This window comes from Thermospira aquatica, from assembly GCF_023525255.1.
In the GTDB taxonomy this organism is placed as follows: domain Bacteria; phylum Spirochaetota; class Brevinematia; order Brevinematales; family Thermospiraceae; genus Thermospira; species Thermospira aquatica.
On record NZ_CP073355.1, the window covers coordinates 378,391 to 394,241 of the forward strand.

At 40.3% G+C, this 15,851-nt stretch carries 13 protein-coding genes; all 13 read right to left on the reverse strand.

Going from position 1 to position 15,851, the window contains the following annotated elements; genetic code table 11:
* Positions 1 to 110: 110 nt before the first annotated feature.
* Complete coding sequence (locus tag KDW03_RS01865) at positions 111 to 1,637, reverse strand: TolB family protein (RefSeq protein WP_271435704.1); 1,527 nt, start codon at positions 1,635 to 1,637, stop codon at positions 111 to 113.
* Positions 1,579 to 2,550, reverse strand: coding sequence for a hypothetical protein (locus KDW03_RS01870; RefSeq protein ID WP_271435705.1), 972 nt, complete (start codon positions 2,548 to 2,550; stop codon positions 1,579 to 1,581). Before KDW03_RS01870 ends, KDW03_RS01865 begins: the two co-directional genes overlap by 59 nt.
* A 96-nt stretch (positions 2,551 to 2,646) precedes the next feature.
* Positions 2,647 to 3,540: a hypothetical protein gene (locus KDW03_RS01875; protein WP_271435706.1), complete on the reverse strand. Its 894-nt coding sequence runs from the start codon at positions 3,538 to 3,540 to the stop codon at positions 2,647 to 2,649.
* Positions 3,537 to 4,430 (reverse strand): hypothetical protein, encoded by an 894-nt coding sequence (locus KDW03_RS01880; protein WP_271435707.1) that lies wholly within the window; start codon positions 4,428 to 4,430, stop codon positions 3,537 to 3,539. Before KDW03_RS01880 ends, KDW03_RS01875 begins: the two co-directional genes overlap by 4 nt.
* A 29-nt stretch (positions 4,431 to 4,459) precedes the next feature.
* Positions 4,460 to 5,344, reverse strand: coding sequence for a hypothetical protein (locus KDW03_RS01885; RefSeq protein ID WP_271435708.1), 885 nt, complete (start codon positions 5,342 to 5,344; stop codon positions 4,460 to 4,462).
* Positions 5,345 to 5,728: 384 nt separating this feature from the next.
* A complete protein-coding gene (locus tag KDW03_RS01890; protein ID WP_271435709.1) occupies positions 5,729 to 6,574 on the reverse strand; it encodes a hypothetical protein in 846 nt (281 codons plus the stop codon).
* Between the two features lie 23 nt (positions 6,575 to 6,597).
* Complete coding sequence (locus tag KDW03_RS01895; protein WP_271435710.1) at positions 6,598 to 6,801, reverse strand: hypothetical protein; 204 nt, start codon at positions 6,799 to 6,801, stop codon at positions 6,598 to 6,600.
* Positions 6,802 to 6,941: 140 nt separating this feature from the next.
* Positions 6,942 to 7,412 carry a hypothetical protein gene (locus KDW03_RS01900; RefSeq protein WP_271435711.1) on the reverse strand — a complete coding sequence of 157 codons (471 nt, stop codon included), beginning with the start codon at positions 7,410 to 7,412 and terminating at the stop codon, positions 6,942 to 6,944.
* 16 nt (positions 7,413 to 7,428) lie between these two features.
* Positions 7,429 to 8,298, reverse strand: coding sequence for a penicillin-insensitive murein endopeptidase (locus KDW03_RS01905; RefSeq protein ID WP_271435712.1), 870 nt, complete (start codon positions 8,296 to 8,298; stop codon positions 7,429 to 7,431).
* An 18-nt stretch (positions 8,299 to 8,316) separates the two neighbouring features.
* Positions 8,317 to 9,108, reverse strand: a complete 792-nt coding sequence (locus tag KDW03_RS01910) for a hypothetical protein (protein WP_271435713.1) — start codon at positions 9,106 to 9,108, stop codon at positions 8,317 to 8,319.
* A gap of 17 nt (positions 9,109 to 9,125) precedes the next feature.
* Positions 9,126 to 10,790: a hypothetical protein gene (locus KDW03_RS01915; RefSeq protein WP_271435714.1), complete on the reverse strand. Its 1,665-nt coding sequence runs from the start codon at positions 10,788 to 10,790 to the stop codon at positions 9,126 to 9,128.
* 394 nt (positions 10,791 to 11,184) lie between these two features.
* Complete coding sequence (locus KDW03_RS01920) at positions 11,185 to 12,276, reverse strand: NADase-type glycan-binding domain-containing protein (protein ID WP_271435715.1); 1,092 nt, start codon at positions 12,274 to 12,276, stop codon at positions 11,185 to 11,187.
* Entirely contained in the window at positions 12,225 to 15,803 is a 3,579-nt protein-coding gene (locus KDW03_RS01925) for a hypothetical protein (RefSeq protein ID WP_271435716.1), read from the reverse strand. Before KDW03_RS01925 ends, KDW03_RS01920 begins: the two co-directional genes overlap by 52 nt.
* Between the last annotated feature and the right edge of the window lie 48 nt (positions 15,804 to 15,851).

Below are 15,851 nucleotides of genomic sequence, written 5' to 3' on the forward strand. Positions count from 1 at the left end.
AGGCCCTTTTTTATTTCGCTATCGCTCATGCCGTTGTAATTCCCAGTCCGCTTTGGGGCTTTAGATAGTCTATTGTTATGCCTTTATCAACTAATATCATAACTACTACACTAATCTTTTAACTTGTCTTCGACACAATAGATCTCTTTTCCTCTAAAGGCTATATAATGAAATCTTTTATTATCATCAAAAATAACATTCCCATTATTCTTTATCTCTCCCACAGAATAATATTTTTTATATTCTTTTTCATTTATTACAACAAAGTAATATTTCCCTTCACGAGCAATATAGACAAGAAATTTTCCATCCGGACTAAATTGAGTAGAGCCCCTCCCAATATCATCATACCTTTTCTGCTCTTTACCATCGATTACTACAAATGACTTATTATCTTGACGAGCTGAATAAACAAGGTGACTCCCATCTGGAGAAAAAATAATAGAGTGTTCATCTATTAACTCATATCTTTTCCCTTCTTTTCCACTATCAACAACAAAATATTTATTACTTTCTTTCACTAGATAGGCATACCTTGAGCAATCGAAATTAAAAATTACTCTACTTTCAACTTTCTCATATTTCTTTTCTATTTTTCCATTAATTACTACAAATTGTTTTCCTCCTTCTCCTGCAACCCAAACAACTTTTTCTCCATGTGAGGTGAAATATGGCATAACCAGAATTTCTTCATATCCACCTGTTTCTTTCCCATTGACAACAACAAAGTACTTTTTCCCTTTTCTCACAGGATATACATAGCTTCTTCCATCAGGACTAAATACAATACTTCCTACTCCATCGTACTTTTTTTCTTCTTTCCCATTTATAACAGCAAACCACTTCCCAGCAACTTTATTTCCATCATTATTTATATTTTTAACAGTAGTCCCCGCTACATAAGCAAACTTTTTTCCATCATCATAGAGAGTTATTCTCGCAACACCATCATAGTATTTACCTTCTTCTCCATTAACAACTACAAACATTTTTTTGTCTCTCAAAGCTACGTAAGCAAAAGTTATCCCATTATCGCTAAATGTAAGGGAGTTTGGCGATATATAATCGTACCTCTTTCCCTCTTTTTCATTCATCACTATGAAGTATTCTTCCTCCCTTGTATTTGAATTATATTCTTGAGCTGTATACACGAGCTGCCCTTTAGGACCATATAAAAGTTTCGCACTATACCCTCCAAAAGAAAAAGGATCTTTCCCAATTCCATCATATTTTTTGCTCTCTTTTCTCATTTGGTCTCTCTCAACCACCACTAACCACTTGTCTCCTTCTTTTGCAATATAGGCAAGCTCCTTACTATCAGGACTAAAAACAAGAGACCCCTTCCTTATATCATCATATCTTTTACTTTCTTTCCCATTCAATACTACCGCATATTTATTGTTTCTTCTCACTATAAAAGCCGTTTTTCTCCCATCAGGACTTATAACAAAAGTTCCAGGTACTATTTCTTTATCTATTCTCCCGATAAATACCTCCTTCGAAAACACCATGCTGCTGCACACAAATATAATACTTATAAAAATTTTTCCCCTACACATTGGTTTCTCTCCTAGTAATTTATTGTTTTTTTTCCATCCCATTCTTCTGGCGCCATTTACTATATTTTTCATAATCAAAATGAATAAAACTCTCTGTGTTTACTTTATGAAAGTAGATACAGCTTGGGCTCTTTATTGAATTAAGATATTCATCGACGATATAACTACCTAAGCTTTCCTCATATTTTAAAATGTATCTTCTTATATCATCAGACATTAAACTTTTTAATGCTGGTTTTCCCAATAAATCAAACAGAAAACTTCCTGCATTCTCCCAACTCTCACTGTTATCCACAAGCTTATCAAGCTCACTCCCTCCAAACCAATTATTACACAAACCTTCCATTATGCTGTCAATTTTCCGAATGGGATCAAATAAAGTACCTGGTGGAATATTCTCCTCAAGAGCCTTTATAAAAGGGTCAATTTCAATAGAACCTAATTCCACCTGGTTGTAAAGCATTCCATCCCATACCAAACCTTCTCCCTCATAACTAACATCCCAACTGTATAATTTACTGGGATCATCCTCACCTCCCGCCATCCCCTTTACACCGGGAAGAGGCTGCTTAACAAAATCAAATGGAGCACTTACTAAATTCACGGCACTAGAAAAAAATCCATACACTACACCACTCATCACACTCAAAAAATCATCCCTTTTGACAACTCCTGTATCAACATAGTTTCTCACCTTTTTATCGCTAAAATTATATACCCTAAGAGGATCATAAATAAGCTCCAAAAGCCTATCCTGTCCTTCTGGTCTAACTGTTGTTTCATCAAGATTAAGCACACTCTCATTTATTTTACTAATTATTCCCCCTCGCATTACATAAGGTTCTCCTTGTATTAGTAATTTTTCAATCTCAATTCCATATTTATTCTTTATTACTTGTAGATCTTCTGCTCCTTTGACTATTAACAAACTCCTCCCGCTCATATCTAATCCATACGGATTACCCGTCATCGCAAACATCGCTCCAGCCATCGCTACATCCTCATACTTACTCCCGCTGTTTCCCTTTCAATCCGCTTTTTGTCTTCTAAATTATAGCTTCACTACTTCCAAATTGGTACTACTGATTTATTCATACACAAACCTTATCTCCGTTATACACACGTTCTTACTCTTCGCACCGGGATATACTTCCTTAACTACTATCCTTGCGATTTTTCCACCGCGACCTATTATCCCGTCAACGGCTTCCTCATCCTCACCGTAAACCTTGGCCAGATTGGGGAAGTCCAATTCCACCGCCTGATAGCCCGGTTTGTCCTCCAGCGTAAAATCCTTCCGGTACAGCAAGAGGGAGCGATTTGTGACATAACTCAAATTCTCAGCCACATAGTAATTCCCGTTGGATAACGTGGCAGAAACAACGCCCTGCAGAATATCATCGATGTCTTTCGTATTCTGCGGAATCACTTTCCTCTGAACGCCCTCGAACACCCCCGTCTCATATATTTCCAGCGTTATCACTTTCGGCCTTGAATATCCTTTGAAGTCCGAAGGGTTGCCGCTCCATATTTCCATCCGGTACGGCGCACCGTCTATGCGCACTATCTGGTGGTCCTTATGGTTCTTAAATGGCCCGTAACACCATATATCCATAAGTATATAATCACTCTTATCAAATTCCCAATATGTGTTGGTATTTTTATCAAAAGCCTTTCTTACTCCTTCTGCTGGCAATTTATCCATTCTTTTTTCAATTTCTTTGTAATTGTAACGTTGTAATTCTGATTTTGAAGTTTGGGCAAATAATATACCATTTCCAAATATCATATTTGTATATTCGTTAAAGGAATATTCTCCGGAGGAATAATATTCTCCACTATCATTCCACTTAACGATAGCCCATTCAACTTCATTAGATGCTTTTTCTTTTAAAGCTTCTGAATATATACCTTTCATTCTTTGAGAGTTACCGCAATATGTTAAGCCAAGTATCAAAATAATTATCATAAAGTATTTCATTTTTTCTTACCTCCTTCTTTTGCCCTGAAATTAGATATCTTTTTCCAGAAATCTTCCAATTTTTCTTTCAAAGTGTATTCTTTGATATAAAGGTATGCCTTCCCCAACTGTATTTTCTGTACAGCCTCCCAGTTCAAGAAATATACTCCCTTCTTATCGTATTCCTTGCCTGCATCGTTGATATTGTATTTCCAGCCCTCTGCATCCGGCTTCTCATACTCGCCGAACGGGTCCTGAATAACTATTCCATCATCCCTTACTTCCAGTAATTTAACGATATGCCCGAATGAATGAACATCCCCATTCGGCTTTAGCCTTTGAAATCTCCCGGAGAGAAGCACTTTGTCCTTATCATCCATATAGTTCCATAACTTCTGATAATGCTTTTTAATCAGAGCGGTGTTAGTTCCGTGTATTCCCTGAATTTCACCAACGACTTTATTCAACTTATACTTTTTCTCATTTGTTACTTGGCTAGGGTCATCGGTTTTTTCATAGTACCAGGTCGAGTAGTCATTCTCATTACCCTTAACATAAGGTTCAACCTTTCCGCTTAAAACAGCCAGCTTATATAATGTGGCAAATGAGCCTCTATAGTCATTCTTATACATATTCTGCCGTGCCATTTCTATGTAATCCGCCGCAGTCATGTCCTCCCGTTTCGCTCCCTTCACCAAAGAAAGCTTTCCACCGCTCTTGCCGTTATAGACGTCCTTCACATTGATGCCCATCTCTACTAGCGCCATCGCAAGCGAGGTCTCATTGCACATTACGCCGCCAAGCGCGCCTTTAGAACCATCTCCTTTAATACCATAAGACTTATTATATTTCTGGTTGATGTACTCAATATCAATTTCTTTTCCCTCTGCGTTTGTGTATTTTATCTTCAAATCACTCCCGCTTTCCCATTCAAAATCGCTTAAATCACCCGAACTGACCGCGTAAACAACTTAGATACAGACGAGTACTCGCTATCATTCTTATACAAATCTATTCCGACATTTTCTCTTATGCCTTCCAGTACTCTTGTCTGCATTCCGCTTGCGCCAAGTTCACGAATATATGCGATTAATCTATCATTTCCCGCTAAAGCTGTTCCTCCAAGGAAGCCTTCCCTTGCCAAAACAGAGGCGTAAAAAGCAATCTTTTCCGCTGAACCGCCGTCAAGTTTTAAAGCGTCTTTATTAAGCCTTATTGTATTTCCTTCTGACTGCCCATAGTGATTTTCATCATCCAGGTCAAAAGTTACATTCATTTCGCCATTGATTACCTTCATCACCACTTCAGCGGCGGCTTTATCTCTACTCAGCATTGCCATATTTACATAGCTTATCCTCGATAAGCCCTCGTCTCCTCCGTGAACATTCTTATACTGAAAACCTACATAGTTTAAACTACCTATCGCATCCACAAGGTTGACAAGCCCAATCCCTCCGCTCGTATCATTTACTATCTGCCCATTGGTTGTGAATCCTATCCCTACACCGCCCCCAAGGCTTATCCTAAAATTTCCTCCCCACGCATAATGCACTGCTTCCCCTGCTATACTCCCTATCGTGTTCGCAAAGTTGTTAAGCTTCATCTCATAAAATAGTGATACATTGTTAGTCAACGCCTCGCTCGATATCCTGTCTATAAATGATAAATTGCCATCCGTGTATCTCCCTCCAAGTTCACCTCCAACCCATCCCCCAACAAAGCCACTCGCAAGTCCCATCGTCGTACTTTTCAGTAAATTATTCCAGTCATATGAATCCCATTGCCATTGCCCATTACTTATGCTATAGCACTTCGTAAACGCCATCAAACCTCCACTTATAAACCCTTCCGTCATCTTCTGCATACCAAATGCCGCAGCTGTACTGAACCAGCCTAAAAATTATACAGCAAAATTTTGCTCCTGTAAAATAGATGATATAAAATCAACAGGCAAGGTCGCTCGGCCTCCTGCCTCGCTTGCTTCAGTGGAATGCCTGTGAAAGTATGCTTCTTATGCTTCGCTTCCTTATGGCTTGGTTGTACTTACAGGGGTTTTGTTCTTCCTTCTCCTTTCATCGTCTTACCCTTATTACTGAATTTTCTCCTAAATTTCTTACCTTATTACCGCCTTCATTTATACTTTCTCTACCCTTAAAAAATTAAGTAGCCACTACGACTGGCCTATCTACACAAAAAGATTTCTACTAACTCATTCCTTCTTTAAAGACTTTATATAATTACTCACCTCTTCTGGATTTTCAGGATCAAAATTGACAGGATCAAATGCTATACCTTTTGACTTATTCTTTCTGCATCCCTCTGTAGTTTTTTTCCGATTTTCATAGTACTTTTCTTCAGGCATAAAGTATAAACTCAGAGGAAGATATTCTACTTTATCTGTCCTGACATCATAGTATTTTTTAATTATATTTGCTGATGCCATGTACTCTTCTTTCTTTGGAAGATTTGAGCCAGCTATCTGTAATTTTAAATCTCTATCAAGATCGTCATAGTAAAGAGTACCAAGTTCTTCTCCGATCTTACCACTTTTCCTTATTTCTTCCCTTCTACTTTTTGTAAATATCATTTCCTTCTTGTAATACAAAAGCCTGATGCAACCTACTTCACCTTCCCTTATTCCTGCCCGCTTGAAATCTTCTATCATTTTCGTCGGTGTATAAAATCCCTTGTTCAGATCAATCATCATCTTTATCTCTCCATCTTCTCCTATCAATAAACCCTTCTTTATTCCCTTTACTATCTTCGGATGAAGCTCAACAAGAAGATAATCTATCTTATCATCTCCATCTGTATCCCATTTCCATATCGCTTTATATTCCCCACCTCCAAAAAAATTCTTTGCCTTCTCCTTCACTATCTCACTATCCACTGTGAAATACTCCCACTTCTCAAAATATCCTTCAGGAACCCCGGGAATCTCTGCCATTTCTCCCGAACCATCTCTACTTTTTGCCTCTTTCTGCCTCTCCTTCGAACAACTCACTATCTCTAACAAAAGTATCATAACCATCAAGATTTTAGCTATCTGCTTCATTATATAACTCCTCCAGAATATATTTAAGGTTTATATCTATATCTCTTAAACAGTTCTCGCCAGTCTATTTGCCTGTATTCATAAACTGGATTATAGGAAATCTCTGGATTCTTTTTATCAGGATGTAAAGCCCACTTTTCAAAGCTTTCTAACATTATTTCACGTGTTCCGTCTTCTCCTGCACTATACACGTAAACTTTACCATTGGCTATTTTCGAAACCATCATTACGTGATCCCAGTCATTAGGACTACTGTTACCATCCCAGTTGCTATCGTAGTTTACATATATTAGATTACCCGGTTGAAGTTGATCCTTTGTAATCTCCTTTTGTAACACATATGGTAAAAATAGTTGAAATTTACCACTTATTCTTCCATGCCTTCTTCTCCTACGAAGCTAAATTCATCTATTACCCATTTGCCCCTCTTCTTATCATATCTATAGTAAACTCCATAGCCATTAACCCAGTCTTCAAAAACTAGGAGTTCCTGCTCCTGGAGGGCCCTTATAAAGTACTCATAATCAAACTTTTTATCTAATTCTCTCAATTTATCAATATTTGTTATGGGGAAATACATCTCCGTTGTTCCATCAAAGTAAACTACTGTGTCACCCAGGTGGTTGGTAAAGGAAAATAGGCTCTTTTTCTTCTTTAAAGCTTGAATAATATCCTTATTGATCTTTGTAATGGCAATCTTAATATTTTCTTCCTCCTCTTTTGTTAATTTCTTCTCTTCCGTTACCACCTTCTCTTCGGGAACTTTCTTCTTCGCCTCACAGGCAGTTAAACCAAAAGCATACAATATTACTCCCATAATCATAAGCATCCTCTTCATTGTTACCTCCTTAATATTATTTTCTTCTATATTGAAAATCAATATGGTCATCATGACCAGGTGCGTATCTAATAATTGGTCTACCTAAAGAATTTGTATAAATATTCTTATACTTTTCAATTATACTCTCATCATTAAAATTAACCTGTCTGAGCTCCCACCCTTCCGGCACACTCTGAATAGCAAGAATAAGAAATTCCTCAGTCTTTTGCCGATCATACGTCCTACACTCATAATAAGCCCCAGGAGCAGGAGCTTTCCCATCCGTCGTCATAAATTTTATATCCACACTTTCTCCCGTTTGATGAGTCTTATGAGGGGGAAACGGTCCACCCCCAGGTCGACTTATATCATTGATGCGTATTGGATCATTAGGATGTCTTTTATGCCAGTCGTCAATTACTCTTGCTAGATAAGAGGCAAAAGGAAGAGTCGCCGCTTTATCATTATCCTGGACACCATACGGTTCCCACCCCTCTCCTTTGTTCAATATGTAACAGATCTGGGGATTTCCATTAGTGACGGAGATTTTCGTAAAATAATGAAATGTCGTATCTCCCGAAAGTCCCTTCCACCACCCTTGAACACCTTCAGATATAGACTTCCACAAATTCTTCCCTATCTCTCCCCAATCTATCCCCTTCGCCTCCTCTTCTGTCATTACCTTGCCATTCTTCAACACAAGTGTTTCACCTACCTTAAGGCTCTTCTTTATCTCACTATCACTCATGCCATTGTAATGCCCACTCCTCTTTAAGGCTCCTATAACATCCTGGACAGGTACACCTAGCGCCTGGGCTATGCCCTCCACAGTGTTCTTTTTACCTTCAGGCGTGTTTTGCCATTTCTCTACTACGGCTGTGATCTTGCTGCCGTTGGTTATCAACTTTCAGGTTCCTAATACTTACTTATACTTATTCCTCCGTGGACCTTCCATTTTAACAATGATATCATCCCCTTTTACAAAAAATAACTTCTCCTCTGCATTACTAAAAACCTTATTCAGTGTCTCTCTATCAAAGTCCCATTTCCCATTCTCTCCCTTCGAACCCAAAATTACATACCTCCCTTGCACCTTATAAAAATACTCCCTGCCGTAAGGATCAAATATGTCCTCTTTCTCTATAAAAAAGGGATAAGTGCTTTGAACAAGTTCTTTCAAGCTAGAAGGGGTTGAAGGAGCCTGTAGCAAAGCCCAGTCTATGGCCTGGAAATTAATCAGATTTTCTTTTGTTTTTTTATCAAAAACTACATCTCTGTATGGTTCATAATAATCCCTATCTAAAAGATAATCCCACCAGTTACTGGCTATATTAGTAAAAAACTCATACTCAAGAAGATACACTAATAATAATTGACTGTAAGTAAGCTTACTTGACCCTCTCAGACTTTCAAAATATTTATCCTTACCTTCAAATAACACTTCAATTTTCTTTTTCCTTTCTTTGGGGATATACGCCATAGCCCGCACTGCACCCTTCCACGGTTCTATGGAAGGCGCCTCATAAATGAGATATCCATTACTCTCTCCTACAAAACGAGGAGGGAATTCAAAGTAGCGATGGGGAATATCATAATCAATAAGCTTAAAGGTGATTTCACTCTCTGCTCTTTCCAAAGGATCAAATCTAAAATAATCTACAACCAAAAATACCACAAATAAAAAGAGTAAAAATACTAACACAAATCGTAGCATACTTTCCTCCTATTCCTTTATTCACCTATAGTATTGGTACCATTAAAGTTAATATAGTAAGACTTTCCACCAAAAAACGGCGTATGAATTAATCTAGCAGCAGCGGTTGCTACATTCCTCATCAATACTCTCATCCTCTCATCCCATCCCTTTCCATTGAGAATATTATGCATCTCAAAATCGTACTTATCTGGCCTCACTTTATATTGATTGGAACCAACAAGTTCCAATGTGATAGTACCATATACCAATGCCTGGTCAAGGCCCCACCATGGATGCGACTCCAAATGAATCTCGGCTTTTCCTTCTTTATTGAAGTCAGATAGCTTTACCCTGTCCAAGTTTAGACTCTTAATATCTACCTCCAACTTCTCTCCTTTTCCGTTTTTAAACCAGTAAAATGCTTCTCTTAAAGTAAGTTTCCCATCTTCATCTGGGCGCCAATCAGGCTCATCTTTCTCTGGAAACATCCACTTCACGGTTTCCACAAGGAAAAATTCAGCAAGATCAAGAGGGCTTTTAACCTCCTTGCTAAGATAGAGTCGGTTTTCATATATTTTTCTCATCTCTTGCTCATTCGTAGTTCTGGACTCATTTTTCATCCCAACACTATTGTCTTTTTTAAAACTCCTCCCGCTCATATCTAATCCATACGGATCACCCGTCCTCGCAAACTCCGCTCCAGCTATGGCTACATCCTCATACTTACTCCCACCAACATTAAGCCCAAACCTTAAGTTAAGCAATGCCAGCGTCTTCGTGCTCTGTTCATATGCCATCCTCTCCAGCGTTATATCGTCCATCTCATATCCATTCTTTGCAAGCCACTCGTGCTGATCTATATGGAACCCCTCGTGCATCGTCGTAGCTGTATAATGCGCAAGCTTCGCTCGAAGCTCGGCATCATCGTCCGCTAATATCGCTTCCCTGTTTAGATGTATCGTCCTGTTATCCTCTCCTGCATAGCCATACTCCCCCTCTCCTTCAAGGTCAAACTCTATCCTCTTCTTATCATTTATTACATCCATCGCTGTCTTCATATTCTGCATGTCCCCACTTAAATATCCCATATTTACATAGCTTATCCTCGATAAGCCCTCGTCTCCTCCGTTAACATTCCTGTATTGAAAACCTACATAGTTTAAACTTCCTATCGCATCCACAAGGTTGACAAGCCCTACACCTCCTGTCGCATCACTTACTAAATTCCCATCATGGGTTATCCCTATACCATAACCACCACCAAGGTTTATACGGAAATTGCCACCAAACCCAAAGTGTACAGCCTCACCTGCTACATCCCCCATGGTGTACGCAAAGTTGTTAAGCTTGTCTCCATAGAAAAGATAAACCTCCTTCCCAAGAGCTTTGCTCGACTTCTTGTCTAAGAATACAAAACTCCCATTGGTGTATGTCCCACCAATGGCACTACCTATCATACCTGTTGTAAACCCACTAACAAGACCTATCATCCCACTTTCAAGAATACTCTTGCCAATAAAACTAGCCCAGTCATCCCTCAGTTTGCCAGCTTTAAAGTCATACACCTTCGCCCCAACCATAAAAGAGCTCTCTACTACGCCCTCTGTCATCCTCTGCACACCCATCTCTATACCTACAGTAAACCAGTTGTTCCCACCAAATATATTCCCAGCCCAGCTACCAGCCCAGCTGCCTACCATCTTACCAACACCAAGGTCGGTATTAAGGTAGGCGGCGGTCACGCTAGCAAGGGTGGTAGTCTAACCCTCCTCCCTCAAGGGAGACTGAAGCTAGTCCCCCTTGAAACCCCCACTCCGCCCCTTGCGCGGTTTCTTCTACCCATTTTTTTCTTACACCCTGTGAGCTTGGAGTTTTTCTTTTAGCTTTGTTTTTTCCTCTACCGTCACGGCGAATACATCCTTGTATTAGCCGTGACTTTCTCGCCACATCCTGTGGCTCGGATATTGGTCTTACCATACCTTTTTTCTTCCACCCAGCTCACGGCTGGTTCTCTAAGAGCACCTTTCTCTCTAACGGAAGCACCGCAAGCAAGGGGCGGAAAGTAGAGAAAACCCTATAACTCTCTTCGCACTTTCACTCCTCACCCTCACAGGACTCCCCACACTCATCCCAGTCGCTTAATACTAAACCCTCAAGATCTGTGCCTTTGAAGGTCATATAGTAATCTAGGAGCTCTTTCTTCCATGGATTGTTCCCAATTTTTATCCATAGTGAACCATTCTCATCAATCTTCCAGTAACCAGCTACACCCCTCGGATGTTTGCGAAGATCTTCACTATCCTTCATCGCCCACTCTAAAATTATCTCACCATTCTCCGCAAACTCAACCACAAATGTCCTCTTTTCACGATCCTTCTCTACCTCCCACCCCACAGCCTTCATAAGCTTCTCATAGTTCTCCTCCGATAAGGTGGAAAGTTCACTATTATATAAGCCTTTAGAGCCTTTCCGCATTTCCTCAATATAACGGCGCAAATACTCCCTCTTCGCCTCTTCAAGATTGGCTATCTCGTACTTCTCCCCCTTATACCAGAACTCTATCTCACTTATACAGGTGTCATTATAATGCGTCCCAGGATAAGTAGAAAAGATGTGAAAAATAAATGTATTGCCTACTACCTCACCAACTGGAATAACCTGTTTGTTCCAACTATCTTCTAATATCAAATTTGTAGTGAAAGTATTGCTTTTATAAATTCCCTCTCTATTTCCTTTTGTAATAATATTTGAAACCACTCGCACATATACTTTAATTTCTTTTGCCCGATTATTCTTCTTAAACCTCTCCTCATCACGTTGAAAACCATTATAAAAAACTAACTGATCAATTTTTATATTTTCCTTAAAAACTATCCTGAAATACTCATTTGTTGCCATAGAGGTAATGTTCTTCTTATTTAAAGCTAAAGTAGTTTTTGGATTCCCATCCAGCAAATTAAAGATAGAATACTTCATAATATTCCCATCTTCCCCAAAAACAATGGGTTGATTATAGTGCAATTCATTTGACCCATCAATGTAAATCTTCAATGAATAGCCTATCTCACAACCAAACAAAAATAGTACCAATAAAATGTATTTCATCTCTCGCCTCCTCCTATAATATATTTTCCCTATTGACTTAGTAAATAGTATGTCCCAATCAAAGTATAGTCCATGTACCATCGGTCATCCTCACTGTCGTACGTCCCAAACAAGCCCATAAAATAGGTGTAGTCTCCACCATCAAGTTGGTAACCACCGTCCATTTTCTTTCCTGTGTATCGGCCACCGTATATTGTTTGACAACCTTTAGACCAGGTATTATCAGGACCACCTATGTGAATAAGAATCTCATATTTCACTTTCTGGGAACCACCTTCTACAGCAGGTACTGCACCACCATTTGCTATCAGAATGGTAAATTGTCTATTTTCCCTCATTTTACTCTTAGAAGCTCTATAAAACGTTCTCGCCTCATAAACACCCGGTGCTATAGAACTATATGGTATTCCCTTCTTAATTTCGTAATGTCGAGAGGCATCCACATTTCCTCGGTAAAACTCTACTATCTTGCCCCCTCTTATCACCGTTATCCTATCGTTGTAGGTGTCCTTCCCACACCTTTCACCCTTACCCATGCCTTCCTCACCAAAAATCACAAAGTCTTTTTTCATCGACTTCTCAAAGCTCCCATACCCACCTCGTAGATCCGCAAAGTAGCTATACATCTCAAGAAGTTTTCTACCTTCGTTCGTTTTGGTATCAAACTCAGCTACATTCTCGTCCTGGGTTAAAGCAGTATGCTGAAGATTGAACTCAAACATACTGCTAAATTTCTCCCTCCCGCTTTCCATCATTTCATCAGATATATCCTCATCCGATAACCCTAACCGTGTCTTCTCATAGTTCCGAATGGCAGCATCACCACCATACTTATCGTATGCTATGTCCGTCGCTACCCCTACAGCATAACTGTATATTTGATTCGTGTTGTCTAAAAGCTCATAGATGTTTTCTGACCTTGCCAACAACTGCTCCAACGTTACATTGCCTGTTGCATTGCCACCTGCATACTCATTGGCTTTGTTGCTCACCTTGAGTATAAGAGATACTATCTCATTGATCTTCTCAGTGTTAGCATTGCCATCATCCGATACTCGGCTATCATATACTTTTCTTTTAGTGGCTATCATATTCCTAAGCTTTTCTTTTAGTGGCCCCTCCTCTATGTTTTTTATCTTTTCAAAAAGTATTCTTCGATGATAAAGGGTGGTACTCTCTTTAAATTTTCTCCTCCTCTCCTCTTCTGTCGCTGCCAGGCTTTCTTTTTCGGCCTTTTCCCTCTCTTGTGTACGATTGTCCTGGCTCACAGGAGAAGAAAAGACATTCCACCCGCTGGAAGCAAGATAGGCAAGACCAGTTGTTAACCCTTGGAAGGTATTGGCTGTCAACTGACCTATGTCTTTGAAATTACTCATCATTGTGTTCCACGTGTCCACACCCTGCCAGCTCAGACCATTGGAATTAAGGACAAACCCAAACCCTCCAAACTCTCCTGCTCCACTGTGTAATTCCATACCAGTAGATAATATCCTTAAACCTACCGCTCCACTCATCGACCTTTCTCCTTCCTTCCAATTTCTCGTCAGTATCGTAAGGTCTATCCCTCCCGCAAGGTCAAAGGCATTCTGGCCAGCGTATTTATCCTGTAATGCTCTTCCAAATGTTCCCTGTTGATATAATTGATATTTATATATATCCATCCCTTTGCCAAGGGCAAACGCTATTAAACTCTCCTTCTGCTTTGCTCCATAGCCTGTATAGTTCCCTTCAAACACAAAGCTTAATCCACTCTTTAGCGTTCCTATCCCTAAATCCATCCATGCTTCCGTTACCTCTCCTTCATTTGTAAGTCCCCAGTATAACCTTCCACTCTCGTCCATCTTCCATCCTTTGTTGATGAATGATACAGTAGAATTTATAGCCCAGTTCATCCCTGCATATCCTGCAGCTTCCCAGGTCGTCGCCGTGCTCGGATTATACCCACTATTAACACCCGCAAGCACCATACTCCCTATAGTGGATACCCCCCACGTTGCAAGCTGTACACTGTCCATACGCCAATCAAGCCCACCATACTCATTAACCTTAAGCCCACTTACGGCAAGATTCCCCAGTCCCTGTATCCCTGCCCCTGCAACAGCTTCCACTGCTCCTGCAACAGCTCCCCCCATTCCACTTATCATTCCTTGAACAGCTCCCCCAAGGGCTCCTGTTCCCGACGAAATCCCAGAGGCAAATATGTTTACCCCCATCTGCCCACCGCCCTTATAATATGGCTTACCTACAACATCTCTAAGTAATGTACTGACTAGCTTTGAAGCTAGATCCTGAGTCTTTCCATTTCCTTTAAGCAATTCATACCCCATCCTTACTAATCCTATTGTTCCTACTGTCATCTGCCCCTGTGGTGTAGATAAGATTAAAAACTTTCCTACAGTTTTCCCTACTCCTGCCCAATCTACCCCCTTCGCCTCCTCTTCCGTCATTACCTTGCCATTCTTCAACACAAGTGTTTCACCTACCTTAAGGCTCTTCGCTATCTGTTCATCACTCATCCCGTTATAATGTCCCGTCCTCTTTAACGCTTCTAACACTTTATCAGAAGTTACTCCTAGCGCCTTAGCCATTCCTTCTATGCAGTTACTTCTTCCTTTCGCTGTATTTGTCCAATCCTCCACCGTAACATTCGTAGTCTTCCCGTCCACCTTTACCTTCAAACTTCTTCCACTCATATCCAGCGTATCCGAATCTCCAGTGAGTGCAAAATATGCCCCCTGTCTCGCTACTTCCTCATACTTACTCCCGATAACATCAAGCCCAAACCTTGCGCTAAGCAATGCAAGCGTCTTCGTACTCTGTTCATACGCCATCCTCTCCAGTATTACATCGTCCATCTCATATCCATTCTTCGCAAGCCATTCGTGCTGATCTATATGGAACCCCTCGTGCATCACCGTCGCTGTATAATGCGCAAGCTTCGCTCTTAAATCGGCATCATCGTCCGCTAATATCGCTTCCCTGTTTAGATGTATCGTCCTGTTATCCTCTCCTGCATACCCATACTCCCCCTCTCCTTCAAGGTCAAACTCTATCCTCTTCTTATCGTTTATTACATCCATCGCTGTCTTCATATTCTGCAGGTCCCCACTTAAATATCCCATATTTACATAGCTTATCCTCGATAAGCCCTCGTCTCCTCCGTGAACATTCTTATACTGAAAACCTACATAGTTTAAACTACCTATCGCATCCACAAGGTTGACAAGCCCAATCCCTCCGCTCGTATCATTTACTATCTGCCCATTGGTTGTGAATCCTATCCCTACACCGCCCCCAAGGCTTATCCTAAAATTTCCTCCCCACGCATAATGCACTGCTTCTCCCGCTATACTCCCTATCGTGTTCGCAAAGTTGTTAAGCTTCATCTCATAAAATAGTGATACATTGTTAGTCAACGCCTTGCTCGATATCCTGTCTATAAATGATAAATTGCCATCCGTGTATCTCCCTCCAAGTTCGCCTCCAACCCATCCCCCAACAAAGCCACTCGCAAGTCCCATCGTCGTACTTTTCAGTAAATTATTCCAGTCATATGAATCCCATTGCCATTGCCCATTACTTATGCTATAGCACTTCGTAAACGCCATCAAACCTCCACTTATTAACCCTTCCGTCATCTTCTGCATACCAAATGC